The sequence below is a fragment of the Daejeonella rubra genome (assembly GCF_900103545.1).
Taxonomy (GTDB): Bacteria; Bacteroidota; Bacteroidia; order Sphingobacteriales; family Sphingobacteriaceae; genus Daejeonella; species Daejeonella rubra.
Map to the genome: position 1 here is coordinate 284595 of NZ_FNHH01000001.1, position 17951 is coordinate 302545.

The 17951-nt window shown below is 39.6% G+C and carries 13 protein-coding genes; 10 read left to right on the forward strand and 3 right to left on the reverse strand.

Annotated features, from left to right (window positions below; all coding sequences use genetic code 11):
• Positions 1–3: 3 nt before the first annotated feature.
• The 9 genes from BLR27_RS01300 (at position 4) to BLR27_RS01345 (ending at position 12558) form a co-directional block, all read left to right on the forward strand.
• On the forward strand, positions 4–693 hold the full coding sequence (locus BLR27_RS01300; protein WP_090698139.1) for a lysoplasmalogenase: 690 nt from the start codon (positions 4–6) through the stop codon (positions 691–693).
• A gap of 19 nt (positions 694–712) precedes the next feature.
• On the forward strand, positions 713–1480 hold the full coding sequence (locus BLR27_RS01305) for a glucose 1-dehydrogenase (RefSeq protein ID WP_090698142.1): 768 nt from the start codon (positions 713–715) through the stop codon (positions 1478–1480).
• 216 nt (positions 1481–1696) lie between these two features.
• Positions 1697–2440 (forward strand): hypothetical protein, encoded by a 744-nt coding sequence (locus BLR27_RS01310; RefSeq protein WP_090698146.1) that lies wholly within the window; start codon positions 1697–1699, stop codon positions 2438–2440.
• 3 nt (positions 2441–2443) lie between these two features.
• On the forward strand, positions 2444–5221 hold the full coding sequence (locus tag BLR27_RS01315; RefSeq protein ID WP_090698150.1) for a TonB-dependent receptor: 2778 nt from the start codon (positions 2444–2446) through the stop codon (positions 5219–5221).
• A 4-nt stretch (positions 5222–5225) separates the two neighbouring features.
• Positions 5226–6365 carry a DUF4249 domain-containing protein gene (locus tag BLR27_RS01320; protein ID WP_176767574.1) on the forward strand — a complete coding sequence of 380 codons (1140 nt, stop codon included), beginning with the start codon at positions 5226–5228 and terminating at the stop codon, positions 6363–6365.
• A gap of 26 nt (positions 6366–6391) precedes the next feature.
• On the forward strand, positions 6392–8809 hold the full coding sequence (locus BLR27_RS01325; RefSeq protein ID WP_090698159.1) for a hypothetical protein: 2418 nt from the start codon (positions 6392–6394) through the stop codon (positions 8807–8809).
• An 82-nt stretch (positions 8810–8891) separates the two neighbouring features.
• Positions 8892–11447 carry a family 20 glycosylhydrolase gene (locus BLR27_RS01330; protein WP_090698163.1) on the forward strand — a complete coding sequence of 852 codons (2556 nt, stop codon included), beginning with the start codon at positions 8892–8894 and terminating at the stop codon, positions 11445–11447.
• 269 nt (positions 11448–11716) lie between these two features.
• On the forward strand, positions 11717–11902 hold the full coding sequence (locus BLR27_RS01335) for a hypothetical protein (protein WP_090698166.1): 186 nt from the start codon (positions 11717–11719) through the stop codon (positions 11900–11902).
• A 101-nt stretch (positions 11903–12003) separates the two neighbouring features.
• Positions 12004–12558 carry a hypothetical protein gene (locus BLR27_RS01345; RefSeq protein WP_143007676.1) on the forward strand — a complete coding sequence of 185 codons (555 nt, stop codon included), beginning with the start codon at positions 12004–12006 and terminating at the stop codon, positions 12556–12558.
• A gap of 13 nt (positions 12559–12571) precedes the next feature.
• Here the strand turns inward: BLR27_RS01345 and BLR27_RS01350 are convergent, their stop codons facing one another.
• From BLR27_RS01350 to BLR27_RS01360, 3 genes are all read right to left on the reverse strand, one after another.
• Positions 12572–13063, reverse strand: a complete 492-nt coding sequence (locus BLR27_RS01350) for a GNAT family N-acetyltransferase (protein ID WP_143007677.1) — start codon at positions 13061–13063, stop codon at positions 12572–12574.
• 160 nt (positions 13064–13223) lie between these two features.
• Positions 13224–15416, reverse strand: a complete 2193-nt coding sequence (locus BLR27_RS01355) for a M28 family metallopeptidase (protein ID WP_090698181.1) — start codon at positions 15414–15416, stop codon at positions 13224–13226.
• Between the two features lie 143 nt (positions 15417–15559).
• Complete coding sequence (locus BLR27_RS01360) at positions 15560–15973, reverse strand: OsmC family protein (protein WP_090698184.1); 414 nt, start codon at positions 15971–15973, stop codon at positions 15560–15562.
• Between the two features lie 119 nt (positions 15974–16092).
• Between BLR27_RS01360 and mnmE the strand changes: the two genes are divergently transcribed.
• The gene (gene mnmE, locus BLR27_RS01365; protein ID WP_090698187.1) at positions 16093–17577 is read left to right on the forward strand and encodes a tRNA uridine-5-carboxymethylaminomethyl(34) synthesis GTPase MnmE; all 1485 of its coding nucleotides are present in this window, start codon (positions 16093–16095) and stop codon (positions 17575–17577) included.
• Positions 17578–17951: the final 374 nt, after the last annotated feature.

The window sequence follows — 17951 nt, forward strand, 5'->3', positions numbered from 1 at the left end:
TGTATGTTAAAAAATCATAAAAATTTCACATTTATTTTTAGTTTGATCATCATTTTGAACCTGCTCGTACAATCTACTTTCTTTCAGGATTATGTCCTTTTTATAAAACCGCTTATCTGTATTTCATTAGGTGTTTATCTGTATACCCAGACCAATATGAATGCTGGTTTTAATAGAATGGTTTTGGCAGGGCTGATCTTTTCGCTTTTTGGGGATAGTTTTTTAATGTTTGCAGGTAGCGATGTTTATTTTTTCCTCTACGGACTGGTCTCATTTCTGTTAGCGCATATTGTTTACTCTATGGCATTCTTCAGAGATTTTAAAAATAATCCGCAAGCCTCAAAGTACTATGGACACCTCATGTTATTTGTGATGGGGGTATTTTCTTTAAGCTATTATTCATGGATTCGCGATTATCTGAATGATTTCAGGATCCCGGTAATGGCATATATGTTCGTGATATCTATTATGGCAATCTTGGCCGGTTATCGTTTTAAAAGAGTAAATCTTCTTAGTTTCAGGCTGATATACTGGGGTGCTATATTTTTTGTGATCTCTGATTCTGCACTTGCTTACAATAAATTTGTTGAACCATTTTCCTTTGCCGGTATCCTGATCATGGCAACGTATATGATTGCACAATACCTGATCACTATTGGAGCCATTGAAAGAAATGTGGAGATTTTTAAATAAGATCTGATACCATTATCTGATGAAAAAATTAGAAAACAAAGTTTCTCTGATCACCGGCGCAGGTTCCGGTATGGGGAAGGCCATTGCACTATTATTTGCATCTGAAGGCAGTAAAATTGTTGCTACTGATATAGATCAGGCGCGACTGGATGCTTTAAAAGCTGAGATCATTCAAAATGGAGGACAGGTTTTCACACTTATCTCAGATATGGCAAAGGAAGAGGATATTGAAAATATGATCCGTGGAGCAGTATCGACCTATGGAACATTGGATATTCTTGTGAATAATGCCGGGATAATGGACAATTTTGCTCCTGTAGCTGAGGTTGACAATTCTATTTGGGAAAAGGTAATGAAGGTAAACCTTGACGGGCCTTTTAAAGCAATGCGTGCTGCTGTTAAAATTTTCCTGGCAAAGGGCTCTGGAATTATAATCAATATCTCATCTATCGGTGGAATAAATGGGGCAAGAGCAGGCGCTGCTTATACTGCCAGTAAACATGCGCTGATCGGTCTGACCCAAAATACAGGGTATATGTATTCGAAGTCAGGTATTCGTTGCAATGCCATTGCTCCGGGAGCAGTTAATACCAATATTGGTGAAACCATTGATTTTAGTAAGGTCACTGCCCTGGTGAATGATCGTATCATGCCAGGGATGGCTTTAAACCCGAGAACCGGCGAGCCTTCTGAAATTGCCAAGGCAGCCTTGTTTTTGGCCTCTGAAGATTCAAGTTTTGTGAATGGGGAAGTTTTAGTGGTTGATGGCGGATGGAACGCCTATTAAGAATGCCGGCAGACATTAAACTCTTGAATTTCTGGTTAGTTGGATAGATAAATCTATCAATATGAATTATAATAATTCATATTAATCCGTGTCATGCATATTAAGAACTATGCCTTAGCCATAATTAAAAATAATGTATATATTCGGTTCAGTTTCTGGACATAATTCTCAAATGACCTGAGAATGTGTACTTAAAAAACTAATCTAATTTAATATATGTTCAGAACTGTTACCTTGATTTTTGCGATCGTTTTTCTATGTTTCAGTCATGAAGTATCGTTTGGTCAAATTCAAACAGAAAAAGATTCTCAGCAGCTAACAATAAAAAATACGGTCTCTCTGTATTATAAATCCTTAGGCGAACAATCAGGAATTTACCGTGGAACCGGATATATCGGTTATCCATATCAGGTAAGTAATGGTCATCAGTTTTTTGAATCACCAGACTTTTCAAAAGGAACGATCTTTTACGATGGAATGCTTTATCAGGATATACCTATGTGGTATGATCTGGTTAAGGATCAGATAGTTGTGCAGAGTTTGGATAGTTTATCCATGATCAGTCTTCATAATGAAAGAATTGATTATTTTTCTCTGTTTGGCCATGATTTCAAAAAGATAAGTCAGGATTCTTCCAATTCCAATTCATTGACCACAGGTTTCTATGACCATATTTACAGCGGAAAAACGGAGGTTCTGGTAAGGCGTTACAAAGGCACTTTGGAAGATGTGTCCCCGGAAGGGATCTTTACCAAGATCTTAAAACAAAAGAATGAGATCTACCTTAAAAAGGAAGGAAAATACTATTCAGTGGCAAGCTCCGGATCGGTAGTGAAGGCATTGGGAAATCATCAGAAAGAGGTACTGTCTCAGCTCAAAAAAAATAATGTCAAATTCAAAAAAGATCCTGAAAAAGCAACAGTTATGATGGTAATGTATTATGATCAGTTAAGCAATTGATCGATGAACTATAAAAGTCCTTTGTTATTTGCTTTTTTTCTGCTTTTTGTGATCAATGTATCAGCACAGGTAAGGACGGGCCTTATCAACGTGGATTTTAAAAACGCTACTATTTCCGAGCTTGTCGCTGATATTGAATCCAAAACGGACTATCATTTTTATTATAAAGCAGCAGAATTTGACAGTTTGAGAGTGAATCTCAGCACAAATGCTGTTTCTGTGCAGTTCATATTGAATAAGGCATTCAACAATACCGCCTTCAAGTTCTCTATTGATCAGCAGAATAATATTTTTTTAACCAAAGAAGCAATTATTATTGCGGCATTGCCTTATGGAATATTTGCAACAGAAAGAGATTCCTTAAAATGGATCAATCAAAAAGATCCCGCAATTGTTGCAGAGCTTTCAGGTTCACAAGAGCAGGTATCCTCACTAGATAATAAAATTGTTCAGATTGGAACAAAATCGTCACAGAACAAGCCCGGAAATGTATCGCTTGCAGGGTATCTCAAAGATTCTAAAACAGGAGAACCTGTGATCGGAGCATCGGTTTTTGTTGAAAATCCGCGTATCGGAACTTATACGGATCAGTTTGGGTATTATTCGCTTGTATTACCCAAAGGCCCTCATACACTCAATATTAAAGCATTAGGAATTATAGATACCAAACGCCGTATTGTACTTTATTCAGAGGGGAAACTTGATATTGAGATCCAGACGCAGGTTCTTTCCCTAAGAGAGGTTGTTATTTCAGCAGAAAACTCGAAGAATGTGCGTAATGTGCAGATGGGAGTTGAAAAGCTTAATATCAGTTCTATAAAACAGGTACCGGTGGCCTTCGGTGAAGCAGATATTATTAAGGTAATGCTGACACTACCGGGAGTGAAATCGGTTGGTGAAGCAGGTAATGGTTTTAATGTCAGGGGTGGTGCTGTCGATCAAAATCTGATCCTGTTCGATGACCTGACCATATATAATCCTTCTCATTTTTTCGGATTCTTTTCTGCGTTTAATCCCGATGTGGTTAAAGATGTTGAATTGTATAAAAGCAGTATCCCTTCCCGTTTTGGTGGACGATTATCATCCGTTCTTGATGTCAACAGCAGGGATGGTAATACTAAAAAGCTAACTGGTAAGGCTGGAATAGGTCTTTTGACCGGAAGGATGAGTGTTGAAGGTCCAATAATTAAAGACAAGACCTCATTTATTCTTGGTGGTAGAACCACCTATTCAAACTGGCTGTTAAAAATGTTGCCGGATGATTCAGGATATAAAAATAGTAAAGCTTCATTTTATGACGTGAATCTTAGGCTAAGCCATCAGATCAATGAAAAGAATAATCTGTACTTAACCGGATATATTAGCGATGATAACTCAAATTTAAGCAGTGATACTACTTATGCTTACAGCAACAAGAATATGTCCATGAAATGGAAGCATATTTTCAGCAATAAGCTGACTGCAGTATTTGTGGGAGGTTTTAGCAGGTATCAATATGATAATCAGAGCGATGCAAATCCTGTAAATGCTTATAAAATGGCTTTTGATATTAATCAGACCAATGGGAAAGCCAATTTTAATTATTATCTCAGCTCAAAACATACCATTGATTTTGGCTTGAGCACAACCCGTTACAACCTTCACCCGGGCTCATTTCAGCCATTAGGGTCTAAATCTCTGGTGAAGCCGGATGTACTGGCATCTGAACAGGCTCTTGAAAGTGCCGCTTATATCGGCGATCGCTTTGATCTGACATCAAACCTATCCCTTGATCTTGGTCTTCGATACTCTATGTATAATTACCTGGGACCAAACAGTGTTAATTTATATGCTCCCGGTTTGCCTAAGGAAGAAATCAATACTACTGGGACAAAATTATATGAAAAGGGAGATCTGATCAAAACGTATCATGGTCCTGAGCTTCGCTTATCAGCGCGTTATCAGATCAGTGAGGATCTTTCTGTGAAGACAGGGTACAATACCTTAAGGCAATATATTCACTTATTAACCAATAGTACAGCTATTTCACCAACCGATATCTGGAAACTCAGTGATCCGAATATCAAACCTCAGTATGGTGATCAGGTGTCTTTGGGTATTTATAAGAATTTTAAGTCGAATACCATAGAAACCTCCATTGAAGGATATTACAAGAGGTTGAAGGATTACCTGGATTATAAGAGCGGCGCTTCTCTGGTTCTTAACCATCATATTGAAACAGATGTGATCAATACAAAAGGTAAAGCCTATGGGGTTGAATTTTTGGTTAAGAAATTAAGTGGAAAGCTTAATGGCTGGTTAGGTTATACCTATTCCAGGACCTTATTGAAATCGGATGATCCAAATGCCGGGCAAATCGTTAATCAGGGAGATTATTATCCATCTAATTTTGATAAACCCCATGATTTCAGTTTAGTTGGCAACTACCGCTTTTCGCATAGAGTTAGTGCCTCACTTAACACAACATATAGCACTGGAAGGCCAATAACTGTACCTGTTGGTAAATACTATTACGCAGGATCATTGAGAGCAAGTTATTCCGGAAGAAATGAATTCCGGGCTCCCGATTATTTCAGAACCGATTTTTCACTCAATATTGAAGGCAACCATAAGATCCATCAGCTAACTCATAGTTCATGGACAATCGGAGTTTACAATGTTACTGGCAGGGATAATGCCTACTCAACGTATTTTGTTTCAGAAAAAGGGGTAATTAAGGGGTATCAGCTTTCCATTTTTGGAAATGCCATTCCTTTTGTTAACTATAATATCAGGTTTTAATGTGATGAAAAGAAATTATATAACAGCGGTATTTATTTTTGTTTTCCTCCTCAGTTTGGCTTGTAAAAAGCCTTTTGTACATGATGGGATAACAGAATCACCGAGTTTGCTTGTAGTTGAAGGGGTTATTAATACTGCCGGTCAGACAAATATCTATTTAAGCAGGACACTTAAACTGGCGGATAAGTTAAAGGCAAGCAGTGAAACAAAGGCAAAAGTACAGGTAGAGGGACAGAATAATGTTGTTTTCCCGCTTACTGAGAATATTGCTGGTACATATTCTGCTGCCCAGATGAATCTGAATCCTAATCAGCAATACCGACTGAGAATAAAGACGGCTACAGGCAAGGAATATCTATCTGATCTCATGACTGTACGTACCACACCTGCTATTGACAGTGTTAATTGGGAAAAAACAGCTGAAGGAGTTAAGATCTACGTCAATGCCCATGATAATACTAATAACACAAAATATTATCAATGGAACTATGAAGAGACCTGGGAGATCCGATCTTCCGCCTACTCTGAAAATATTTACAAGGATGGTGCGATGCAGGGAAGAAACCAGAATGAAATGCTTTCCATGTATACCTGCTATGTAAATGATAGATCGACCGGATTATTGATTGCTTCTACTGCAAAGCTTAGTTCAGATGTAGTGCATCGTTTTCCATTGGTAACTATTCAAAATCGTGCTGAAAAACTAGATGTGAGATACAGCATTCTTACCAGACAATATGCCATAGGAAAAGAGGCATTTGATTATTTGAGCATCATGAAGAAAAATTCTGAGCAGCTGGGTTCATTCTTTGATATTCAACCTTCAGAGATAAACGGTAATATTAAATGTTTGACAGACCCAAATGAATTGGTAATAGGGTTTATGACCATTTCCGGGATAGTGGAGAAACGAATTTTTATCAACTATACTCAGGTTCCCGGATGGAATTTTAATATGAATTGTACTACCCTTACGGTGCCAAATCGAAAAGACAGTTTAGATGCCTACTTCAAGGATGGAAAAAATCTGGTTACTATCTCTAATTTGGGTCTTAGCGGTTTAATAGAGTCTTACAGTGGAAGTACTGCAAATTGTCTTGATTGCAGATTAAAAGGGAGCAGTATTAAGCCTGCTTTTTGGTAGATCGAAAAAATTATCAGCTATAAAAAATGCGAAAACCAATAAATATTTCTTTCTCATTGACATTCAAAATCACATGGATAATTTTTTTGTTGGCTGTAATTTCTAATGTTCAGGCGCAACAGACAAATCCGGATAGCATTGCCTCCCGGTTTGAAGATTTTAATGCTAATAACCTTCAGGAAAAAATATTTGTTCACACAGATAAGGAAATGTACCTCGCAGGGGAGATCATTTGGTTTAAACTTTATTATACCTCAGCCGGCACAAATAAACTCTTAGACCTGAGTAAGATAGCCTATGTAGAGGTAATAGATAAAAATCAAAAGCCAGTTTTGCAGGCGAAGATTTCAATTGAAAAAGGCACAGGAAGTGGTTCATTGTATTTGCCAGTATCACTGACTTCCGGAAATTATCAATTCAGGGCCTATACTAACTGGATGAAAAATTTCAGTCCCGATTACTTTTTCAATAAAAACATAAGCATCATCAATTCATTGTTAAAACCTGAGAAACTTCAGTCGGATGCTGTTTCTGCCAAATACGATGTACAGTTCTTCCCGGAAGGAGGTCAGATCATCGAGAACCTTCCCGGAAAAGTTGCCTATAGGGCAATCGATGATCAGGGTAAAGGAGTCAATTTTACGGGTACTCTGGTTGATCAGGATAATACCGTCCTTGTGAGGTTTAAACCACTGAAATTTGGGATCGGTAGTTTTTCTTTCACCCCGGTAGCAGGAAAAACATACAGAGCAGTGGTTGAAATGCCTGGTGAAACTATCGTCAGGGAAATTCCAATTGCAAAAACAGGTTATGTTATTCAATTGTTGGATGATCAGGATGATAAATTAAGACTAAGTGTACAGTCAAATGGAGTTCCTGCCAATCAGGAGGTGCATCTTTTTGCACATACAAGGCAGATGACAAAAATTAAGGCATCCGCTAATCTGAGTATGGGAAAAACGGAGTTCCTGATTGATAAACGAACACTGGGTGAAGGGGTTTCTCATTTTACTGTTTTCAATGCCTCAGGACAGGCAGTTGCCGAGCGTTTGTTTTTTAAGAGACCTTCGGGCAAGCTCCTGATCAAGGCCAGTGCTGACCAGCAGAAGTATTCACCAAGGAAAAAGGTGACCATAAGTTTGGATGCAAAAGATGAAAAAGGTCTTTCTATGGCAGCAGATGCATCAGTATCTGTATACGCAGCCGATAGTCTGGAATCTGATAATGGAGATATTTTCAATTACTTATGGCTTAAATCAGATTTGAAAGGAAATGTTGAATCACCCGCTTATTATTTCACTAATAATGATGCCCTAACTAACGAAGCTCTGGATAACCTGATGCTGACACATGGCTGGAGGAGGTTTGTATGGCAGGAAATTATGAAGAATACAATGCCCTCATTTGAATTTCTTCCTGAAATTGAAGGTCATATAATCAACGGAAAAATAGTTGATACACGAACCAATGCACCGGCAAAAAATATTATGACTTATTTAGCTGTGCCGGGCAGAAAGCTTCATATTTACGGTTCAAAGAGCAATAGCTTTGGCCAGATAAGGTTTTATACCAGAGATATATTTGGACCCTCCGAAATAGTTGTACAAACTAAATTTCAGCAGGATTCAACATACAGAATAGATATTTCAAATCCATTTTTAGAAAAATACTCTTCCTCAGGACCATTTGAATTGAATTTGTCCGAAAAATCCAGATCCAGGATCCTTAACCAAAGTGTCAGCAGTCAGGTGCAGAATGTTTTTGCAGGTGATAAGCTCAGGACCTTTTATCCAGCATTGACAGACAGCAGTGCTTTTTACATTAAGTCCGACAAAACATACCTGCTTGACAATTTCGTGAGATTCAATACCATGGAAGAGGTTTTGAGAGAATATGTCACTGAAGTTCCTTTAATGCGTCAGAAGGATGATTATACCATATTGGTAAGAGTTAAGCCTCACCCCAATGATTTTCCCAGAAATGTTGAGCCACTGATACTTTTGGATGGAGTACCGGTTTTCGACCGTGGTAATAAGATCATTAAATATGATCCCAAGAAAGTGCGTGAACTGGAAGTGGTTGCAAAGAGGTATTACCTTGGACCGCTTATGTTCAATAGTATCATAAACTTTAAAACATTTAAAGGGAATCTTCCTGATTTTCAGCTTGATACCAGGGCAACTGTGATGGATTATGAAGGTATGCAATTGAAAAGAGAGTTCTATTCACCGCTATACGAGACTGAGGCGAGTGTTTCTGCCAGACTTCCTGATTTCAGAAATGTTCTATATTGGTCGCCTGATGTTAAAATTGACTCAAACGGAAAGAAAACGATCAGCTTCTATACCTCCGACCAGGAAAATAAATACACAGTTGTACTTCAGGGAATCAGTCCGGAAGGTAAAGTTGGTGCCTCTAAAATTGAGATCCTGGTAAAGAAGTAAAATTCCTGAATCTGTAAAGTTATTGGGGTATTTACCTGTGAGTATAAATTTGTAATTTCGGTTAGAATAAATAAATAATATCATGCGTTTAAAGCCCCTTAAAAAACAGCTAATTCTGTCAGTAATAGCTGTTATATTTAGTATTCTTACAGGTTTTTCTCAGGTTAAGGACTACAAGATCAGTGTTCAATGGCAGCCTGTTCAGAATAATTTTGAAGGCAAGAATCAATCATTATCGGTATTGACGATAATCAATGCATCTGAACATGACCTTCCGCCTCATGGATGGAGTTTATATTTCAACTATGGCGCAGATATTCCGAAGCCTGATAGCAGAGGCCTGACCATGTCATTCATTAATGGTGATCTGTATAAAATAGAGCCAAATGCAGCTTCTGACGGGATCTCAGCAGGAGCTAAGATCAATTTCCAGATGATCAAAACCGGGAGTACAGATAATGTTACCCAATCACCACAGGGGTTTTATATCGTATTTGACGATGCACCGAATAAGGCTGTACCTGTTAAGTGCATCTATCCGGAGCCTTCACCTGAATTTATAAACTCCCTTCCTGCATCAAAAACTTGGATGGATCCAGCCTTTGTCTATTCAAAAAACAGGGACATTCAGGATATTCCTGCTTCGAAATTACCACTGATATTCCCCAGTCCTTCAGAAATGAAGGTAACTAATGGAGAGTTTAGAATTACTCAGAGTACAGCCATTTCTGCAGATCCATTGTTTACGAAAGAGGCAAATTATCTGGCAGATGAACTTGCAAAAGTACTTACAGCTAAGCCTGCGATCAGTAAACAAGGCGGAATTGTTTTAAAAAGAGATTCTAAACTGGCTTTGGAAGAATATGAACTTCAGGTTACTGATAAAGGAGTTCAAATATCTGCCTCGAGCCCTACCGGTGCATTCTATGCAATTCAATCGCTGAAGAGTCTTATTCCCCCCTTAAGCTGGAAAACTAAGCAGGCATCTGTCACAGTTCAATCGGTAGAGGTTAAAGATCAGCCACGATTTGGCTACCGCAGTTTTATGCTGGATGTTGCCAGAAATTTTCAGACGAAAGAACAGATATTAAAGATTCTGGATCTGATGAGCTTGTATAAGCTGAACGTCTTTCATTTTCATTTTTCTGAAGATGAAGGCTGGCGGGTTGAAATCCAATCACTTCCGGAGTTAACTCAGGTTGGAAGTGTGAGAGGACATACTCAGGATAACAAAAATAATATTCAGCCCTCATTTGCCTCCGGAGGCGTTCCAAATCAATTGCCGGGAAGTGGTTTTTTGAGCAGAAAGGAATTTATTGAGGTTCTGAAATATGCCACAGCACGACATATACAGGTTATACCTGAGATCGAATCTCCGGGGCATGCCCGTGCAGCGATCAAAGCAATGGAAAACCGTTATGCCAAGTTAATGAAGGCCGGTAAAGCTGCGGAGGCTTCCAGATATCGTTTGATCGATCCTCAGGATAAATCCAAGTATCGTTCGGTTCAAGGCTGGGAAGATAATGTGATGGATGTAGCTCTGCCTTCTGTTTATAATTTTGTGGAAAAGGTGACTGATGATCTGATCCTGATGTATAAGGAGGCAGGAGCGCCCTTAAAAACCATTCATTATGGCGGTGATGAAGTCCCCGCAGGAGTTTGGGAAAAGTCGCCTGCCTATGAGAAACTAAAAAGATCTAACCCGGCAATAAAGAATACGGATGATCTCTGGTATTATTACTTCGGCCGTTTGAATGAAATGGCAAAAAAACGAGGACTATTTATTTCTGGATGGGAAGAAGCAGGGATGCGGAAGACCATGCTGGACGGCAAGCCAACTTATATTGCCAATCCTGATTTTGGAAACCAGCATTTTCAATTGCATGTTTGGAATAATGTGATCGGCTGGGGTGCTGAAGATCTGGCCTACAAATTAGCGAATGGCGGTTATAAAGTGGTTTTATCTCCGGTATCCAACCAATATTTCGATCTGGCCTATAATAGTTCTTATTTTGAGCCTGGTTTAAAGTGGGGAGGATTTGTAGATATTGATAAACCATTTTATTTTCTGCCTTTTGATTTTCTGAAAAATATAAAGGAAGATGGGCAAGGAAGGCCGATCAAAAATCTGGATCAGACTAAGATGATCAGACTGACAGATTATGGTAAATCCAATATCGTCGGATTACAGGGTTTATTATGGTCTGAAAACAATGTGACTTCCGAGCGTCTTGAATATATGATGCTTCCAAAATTATTGGGTTTAGCTGAGCGTGCCTGGGCAAAAGAGCCTGAATGGGCCATGGGAGAAGTTTCTGCACTGAATGGTCTGTATTACACAAATGCGTGGACAACTTTTGTAAATATTGTTGGAAAACGTGAATTACCCCGTTTGAATTATTATCATGGCGGATATACTTATCGCATTCCTGATATAGGTTTAAAGGCTGATAATGGTAAAGTTCATGCTAATATTCAGCTTCCCGGTTTAGACATAAGGTACACGGTTGATGGATCGGATCCAGTAGCCGGAAGCACAATTTATACCGGTCCGGTTTCAGAAAAAGGAAAATTAAGATTCGCGGCATTTGATGCGGCAGACAGGCGGGGAAAGATCATGGAGATTGTCAATAAATAGTGCCTTAACTCAATCGATATAAAATATCGATTGAGTTAATTTTCAATAATTTGAAGGAATCAGCTATTCTAAACTTGTTTAGTTTAGCGTTTGGCTGCCGGAAATTGTACAGATTTTTTTCTTTTGAATTCTTAAAAAAAATGTTTTTTCATTGAAAATCAATGATATAAGTCATTATTAATACTGATGAGTGTCAGTTCATGCGCTCCATTAATCTGTAATTTTATCCCTTTAGATTATCTATTAAAAAACCACTAATTTTTTTGATCATGGGAAGCGGTTTTAAAAAGAATGCGAGCAGCGAATCGGCTATTTATGGAATTGGATTTATAGGTGCACTGATTTATTTTATTCAACATGCTACAAGCTTTGGAATGGGTGTTTTAGGCTTCCTGAAAGCCTTGGTTTGGCCGGCAGTACTGGTTTATAAACTTCTTGAATTTCTAAAAATGTAAGTTGATGGAAATTATTCCGGGAAGCAGGAAAAAAAATAAATCTACCCTGTTTGCTTTTGCCAAAAATTATAAATTTGCCACATCTCAAAAATCCTATAAAAATGAAAACTATAAAATCCCTTTTTATATTATTTACCTGCTTCTTTTGTTTCAATTCAAATCTCTTTGCTCAGGAACATGCTACTCAAACTGCAGGATCGGAGCATTCTTTTAAGCATTTCAGGGCTAGTGCAGCCATGTATCATACCTATATCAATACAGAATCAGCAGAGGGAAAGAAATACCTTATTGTTCCTTCATTAGGCTTTGATCTTGAATATTGGTTTAATGAGAAGTTTGGCCTGGGATCGCATAATGACCTTGAATTGATCAGTTTTGAGGTTGAAAAGGAAGGCCATACCACACTGGAAAGAGAAAAACCTTTGTTATTAACTATGGATGCATTGTGGAAACCTTATAAAGGATTGGTATTGCTTTTGGGACCGGGGGTGGAATTTGAAAAAGCAGAGAATTTGTTTGTTGTGAGGGGCGGAATTGAATATGAATTTGAGTTAAAAAGTTCACATTGGGATATTTCTCCTACAATCTTTTATGATAGCAGAAGACATGCCTATGATACTTTTTCTTTTGGAATAGGTGTTGGAAAGCGATTTTAATTAAGCTGCTTATTTACTGCTGTTTTAATTTCTTTGACAGAAAATACCCGGTTTTTTCAAATCCTTCTTTCTCATAGAAACGATGTGCATCTTCCCTGTGGAAGGCTGATTCCAGCTCAAGAAATGGACAATTCTTATCTCTGGCAATTGATGTAACATCGTCCAGCATCAATTTACCAATACCTTTTCCACGATATTTTTCATCGATCACCAGTTCATCAATATTGGCCAGTGTACCCTGTGCATAAAGATTATTACGAAGGCTTAGCGCACATAAACCGATCACTTCATTTCCAGAACAAGCCAGGCGGATGATATGGCCTTCAATATCGAATGAGTTCAGAAAAGCCTTCCCAAATAATTCTTTATTAAGTTGACGATTAGGCCATAATTGCTGTAGTAGTGAAAAAACTTCATCCAGGTCTTCTGGTGTGCTATTTCTGATTAGTATTGAATCGGCATTGGCTTTTTTGGACATGGTTTGATGATGGAGTATTTTATCCAAATTTAAAAATTCCCTAAAACTTTCGACTTACGAAATCACCTCTGTGTTTATAAAGTAGATTTCGTTACCCGATAGCTATCGGGTCGCTTAGTTGGTATGTGACTGACGAATTTTCCGCGCATGATGCACGGAAAATTCGTAACCCGATAGTTATCGGGTCCTACTGAGCCAGTTTTGTTGTATTATTCAAATGTTCAGCCAGTCTGTTGATTGCATCAGCGGAAATTCTTATCTGATCCTGAGCTTCTTTCCAATCGCGTTGTTCGATCGCCTCACGCACTCCAGGCATCGTTTTTACACCATATCCGGTATAAAATCCGGGAGCATAAATGGTGTGTTTATACCAGGGACGGCGTGGCAGACCGTCTTTGGTCAGAAGGCTTTGTTCTGCCTGGTAAAGAGCTTCATTCAGCGCCTTCAAAGATGTGCCCGGTATGTTTCCTTTGGCTATCCTTTCTGATAAGGCTAATGCTGAAGACTCCAGTTTAACCAATGAATTTTGAAGCACTGAGAAATCAATGTAAGGTACTTCAGCTTTGGGTATTGGCAGCTTTTCTGGCTTTGCCGGATCAGCAGCAAGCTGATGATTATTCCCTGATATTACCTGGTTATACACCGCAGTTGATTCTCTCATCTGATCAGTCATACTGATCATTTCCGTCACATAGGAAGATATGGTTTTATGGAGATTTTTAAATTCGAAAGGGAGAGTGTCGGCATTGGCCATTCGCAGCACTGCACGGCCAATTGTTTGAGAAAGTGCACGACCATAATTGAATCCGGGATCACCAAATCTGCTGTAATAATCATAAGAATCATAGGCAGTATGATATTCGCCACCGGCATTCTCTCCGCCAAATCCTATGTTTAGTGATGGCACGCCTGCATGCTGCAGGAAGGCAGAATAATCAGAACCAGAGCCTAATGCACTGATGCTCATAGATTTTTTGGCCATATTATCTTTTCTCGCTTTATCAGAACCTGCTGAAACTATTTCTCTTGCTTTAAGTCGGTCGTAAATACTGACATTGGTTTGTGGGTCGATCACATCTTTTGCGATTCCGTCGACCATAGATTCCAGTCCGTGGGAGCCCCCGGCAGATAGAAAACCGCGTCCGTTTCCGTCAGAATTGATATAAACTACTGCTTTTTGCTTTAATTCGGCCACATGATCCTCCACCCATTCGGTAGATCCTATTAATCCCGGTTCTTCTGCATCCCATGCACAATAAACCAGTGTCCGTTTTGGTTTATAGCCATTCTTGACCAGCTCACCAATTGATTTTGCCTCCTCCATCATAGACGCGATACCACTGATCGGATCATTAGCGCCGGGGTTCCAGGCATCATGATGATTACCCCTGACTATCCACTGATCAGGGTAGTCTGTACCTTTGATCTTCGCGATCACATTATAGGCAGGCACTATTTTCCAGTCGAATTCCAGTTTTAAACGGACAGATGTTTTACCCGGACCGATATGATAGGTGAAAGGCAATGCTCCGCGCCAGTCTTCAGGTGCTACCGGTCCGCCTAAGGATTCAAGCAGCGGCTGTGCATCATGATAGCTGATAGGTAAAACAGGGATCTTTAATAAATTTTCAGCGTCCTCACGGGCTAATCGTTTAGCGTTTGGCGTCGCTCCGATGAATGGAGTCAATGGATCGCCGGGATAGATGACCATATCCATGATCGATCCCCGCTGAACACCAAATTCGTTTTTGAAACTTCCCTTGGGATAAACATCACCCTGATAGTATCCGTCTTCTTTAGGATCAGAGTAAATGATACACCCGATTGCTCCATGTTCCTGCGCTACTTTTGGTTTAATTCCCCTCCATGATCTGCCGTAACGAGCGATAACGATCTTACCTTTAACATCGATCCCTAATTTTTCCAGCGTTAAATAATCCTCTGGCAAGCCAAAATTCACGAAAACGAGTTCCGCACTCACATCACCATCTGCACTCCATGCATTATACGATGGAAGCTGATCAGGGTGACCCGAGGTGGCATCTTCTTTGTAAGCAGGCTCTTTCAGTACGGCCTTATATTTGGTGGGCGCTGTCATTTCAAGGATCCGAACTTTCGGACTTGGGAAAAGTACCTGATAGGTAGCGATCTCTGCATCCCAGCCATAGCTTTTGAATTTGGCCAGAAGATTTTCTGCAACTTCCTTACTTCCCGGAGAACCTAAATAATGAGGCCTTAATGTAAGCTCTTTGATAGTTTTGCCAATATTTTCACTGCTCAGATGGCTATCAAATGTTTTTTCGAGCTGCTGCTGGTTTTGTGCTGAAGCCGTACCAAGAACTATTAAAAAGGCAGATAGGGAAAGTAAGTGTTTTTTCATTATTTTTTTATGATTAGGTGGTTAGTAGTTAGGTGGTTAAGGGTTTTCTGTTATCTGTTATCAGTTATCAGTTATCAGTTGTCTGTTGTCAGTTTTCAGACTTCATACCTCATACCTCAGTCCTCAGTCCTCAGTCCTCATCCCTAATTATTCAATTTCGCCTCCACACTGATCGTTAAATTCAATGCTTTCGACACAGGGCAGTTTTTTTCAGCTTCAGCAACGGCTGCATCAAAAGCTTCCTGACCTATACCTGGGATCTTTGCCACTAAGGTTATGTGTGAGTTGGTAATCACTCCATTATCAAGCGTGATATCGCATTTACTGGTAAGTTCCTCTGCGGTAAATCCGGCAGCATCCACAAGGAAGGATAGCTTCATGGTAAAGCAACCTGCATGGGCTGCGGCAATGAGTTCTTCGGGATTGGTACCTGTACCTTCTTCGAAGCGTGACAAGTAAGAGTATTGCGTTTTACTGAGTATTCCACTTTGGGTGCTCAGATCACCTTTTCCTGTTTTTCCTGATCCTTGCCATACGGCTGTTGCACTTCTTTTCATAATTTGCTGTTTATGTTAATTGAGACAGAATAGCTGTTTTTACTTCTGTAAAGCAAGATAGTAAATTCTCTTTTATCCTGACCTGAGAATCACGATATTTGCACTAAAACCAATTCTCTATGTCTGATTCACCTGTATACAATTCCGATACGATCATTGCGCTGGCAACGCCTTCTGGAATAGGCGCAATTGGAGTGATCAGGCTCTCGGGTCCCGATGCGATCGCTTTGGTGAATGAAGTTTTTGGAGGGAAGGACCTTAGTATTCAGCATACCCATACCATTCATTTCGGTACGATTCGCGATGGGAATCTTATCATCGATGAGGTCTTGGTTTCCTTGTTTATCGGCCCTAAATCCTATACCCGCGAAAACGTGGTGGAGATCTCTACCCATGGTTCCGCATTTATTATTGAAAGTATCATCAAGCTGCTTATTCGTAAAGGTGCCAGACCTGCCAATCCCGGTGAATTTACCCTGAGGGCTTTTTTAAACGGACAACTGGACCTTTCACAGGCAGAGGCTGTTGCCGATCTGATCGCTTCCAATTCGCAGGCGTCGCACCAGGTTGCCATGCAGCAGATGCGGGGTGGATTTTCAGGAGAACTGCATCATTTGCGTGATCAGCTCATCCATTTTGCAGCCATGATCGAGCTGGAACTTGATTTTGGTGAGGAGGATGTAGAATTTGCAAATCGCGAAGATCTCAAAGGACTGATCTATCAGATCCAGCGAATATTACACCGCCTGATCCAATCATTTGAGCAGGGTAATGTGATGAAGAACGGGGTGCCTGTAGTGATTGCAGGTAAACCTAATGTGGGTAAATCAACCCTGCTGAATGCCCTTCTGAATGAAGAACGTGCCATTGTTTCAGAGATTGCCGGCACTACGCGTGATACGGTTGAGGACGAAATGATTATCGGCGGACTCCGTTTTCGGTTTATTGATACTGCAGGCATCCGTGAAACTGTGGATATCATCGAAGCAAAAGGAGTGGAGCGTACCCATGAAAAGATCAAACAAGCGAAATTGATCATCTATCTGGTTGATCCTGAGCAGGATGTGAAGGAAATACAGTCTCAGGTTAATTATTTAGAGCAGCTTAGTATTCCATTTCTGACTGTGGTTAATAAGAAGGATCTGGTTAACGATGATTTTATAGTACAACTGGAGGGTGTTAATTTGAAGTCTGAAGTCGGAAGTCGGAAGTCGGAAGTCGGAAGTCAGAAGTCTGACGATCGGACCTCAGACCTCAAACCTCAGACCTCGGACCTCAGAACTCAGTCCCCAAACCTTATTTTCATCTCTGCACGTGAAAAACAAGGAATTGACTTTCTAAAACAAGAAATTCTACGCAAAGTAAATCTGCACAATATCAACACGGATGATGTGCTGATATCAAATATCCGTCACCTGGAGGCTTTGCAAAAGACCGAAGAATCCCTGAACCGGGTACTTGTAAATATTGATAATCCCATTACTTCAGATTTCCTGGCTTCTGATATCAAGCAGGCTCTTTATTATCTTGGTGAGATCACCGGGCAGGTTACTACTGATGATTTGCTGGAGACGATATTTAGTAAGTTTTGTATTGGAAAATAACCTCATTGCTCATAGAAGCAGAATCCCGGTTCTTTATAGCATAAACGCAGTTTTCGTTTCTCTTAGAAGTTGATAAAAGCCTATGTTAGCCACCTTTTTCCTACGATTTTCAGACTATTTATTTTTAGTATGAAATTGTATTAAAAAAATCTCGAATTTTTACTCCACTCCACACCCGGTTATCCGTTAGATGATTTTGGAAATTCTTTTCTCCAGTAACTAAATATACTTCGTTTAAATACGCATATCCTTTGATCTAACACATGATCTCATGTTGAGAAGGTAAATGTTCAGGGTTGTAGTTTATAACTTTTTATAACTTGTTTTTACAGTTTGGAGAAGGGGTAAAAAACAGCGTATTTCCAACCTCGTTT

What these genes read in the sequence shown, in the direction of transcription:
- BLR27_RS01300 (WP_090698139.1), top strand. Translation starts at nt 4, where the DNA reads ATGTTAAAAAATCATAAAAATTTCACATTTATTTTTAGTTTGATCATC.
- BLR27_RS01305 (WP_090698142.1), top strand. Translation starts at nt 713, where the DNA reads ATGAAAAAATTAGAAAACAAAGTTTCTCTGATCACCGGCGCAGGTTCC.
- BLR27_RS01310 (WP_090698146.1), top strand. Translation starts at nt 1,697, where the DNA reads ATGTTCAGAACTGTTACCTTGATTTTTGCGATCGTTTTTCTATGTTTC.
- BLR27_RS01315 (WP_090698150.1), top strand. Translation starts at nt 2,444, where the DNA reads ATGAACTATAAAAGTCCTTTGTTATTTGCTTTTTTTCTGCTTTTTGTG.
- BLR27_RS01320 (WP_176767574.1), top strand. Translation starts at nt 5,226, where the DNA reads ATGAAAAGAAATTATATAACAGCGGTATTTATTTTTGTTTTCCTCCTC.
- BLR27_RS01325 (WP_090698159.1), top strand. Translation starts at nt 6,392, where the DNA reads ATGCGAAAACCAATAAATATTTCTTTCTCATTGACATTCAAAATCACA.
- BLR27_RS01330 (WP_090698163.1), top strand. Translation starts at nt 8,892, where the DNA reads ATGCGTTTAAAGCCCCTTAAAAAACAGCTAATTCTGTCAGTAATAGCT.
- BLR27_RS01335 (WP_090698166.1), top strand. Translation starts at nt 11,717, where the DNA reads ATGGGAAGCGGTTTTAAAAAGAATGCGAGCAGCGAATCGGCTATTTAT.
- BLR27_RS01345 (WP_143007676.1), top strand. Translation starts at nt 12,004, where the DNA reads ATGAAAACTATAAAATCCCTTTTTATATTATTTACCTGCTTCTTTTGT.
- BLR27_RS01355 (WP_090698181.1), bottom strand. Translation starts at nt 15,416, where the DNA reads ATGAAAAAACACTTACTTTCCCTATCTGCCTTTTTAATAGTTCTTGGT.
- BLR27_RS01360 (WP_090698184.1), bottom strand. Translation starts at nt 15,973, where the DNA reads ATGAAAAGAAGTGCAACAGCCGTATGGCAAGGATCAGGAAAAACAGGA.
- mnmE (WP_090698187.1), top strand. Translation starts at nt 16,093, where the DNA reads ATGTCTGATTCACCTGTATACAATTCCGATACGATCATTGCGCTGGCA.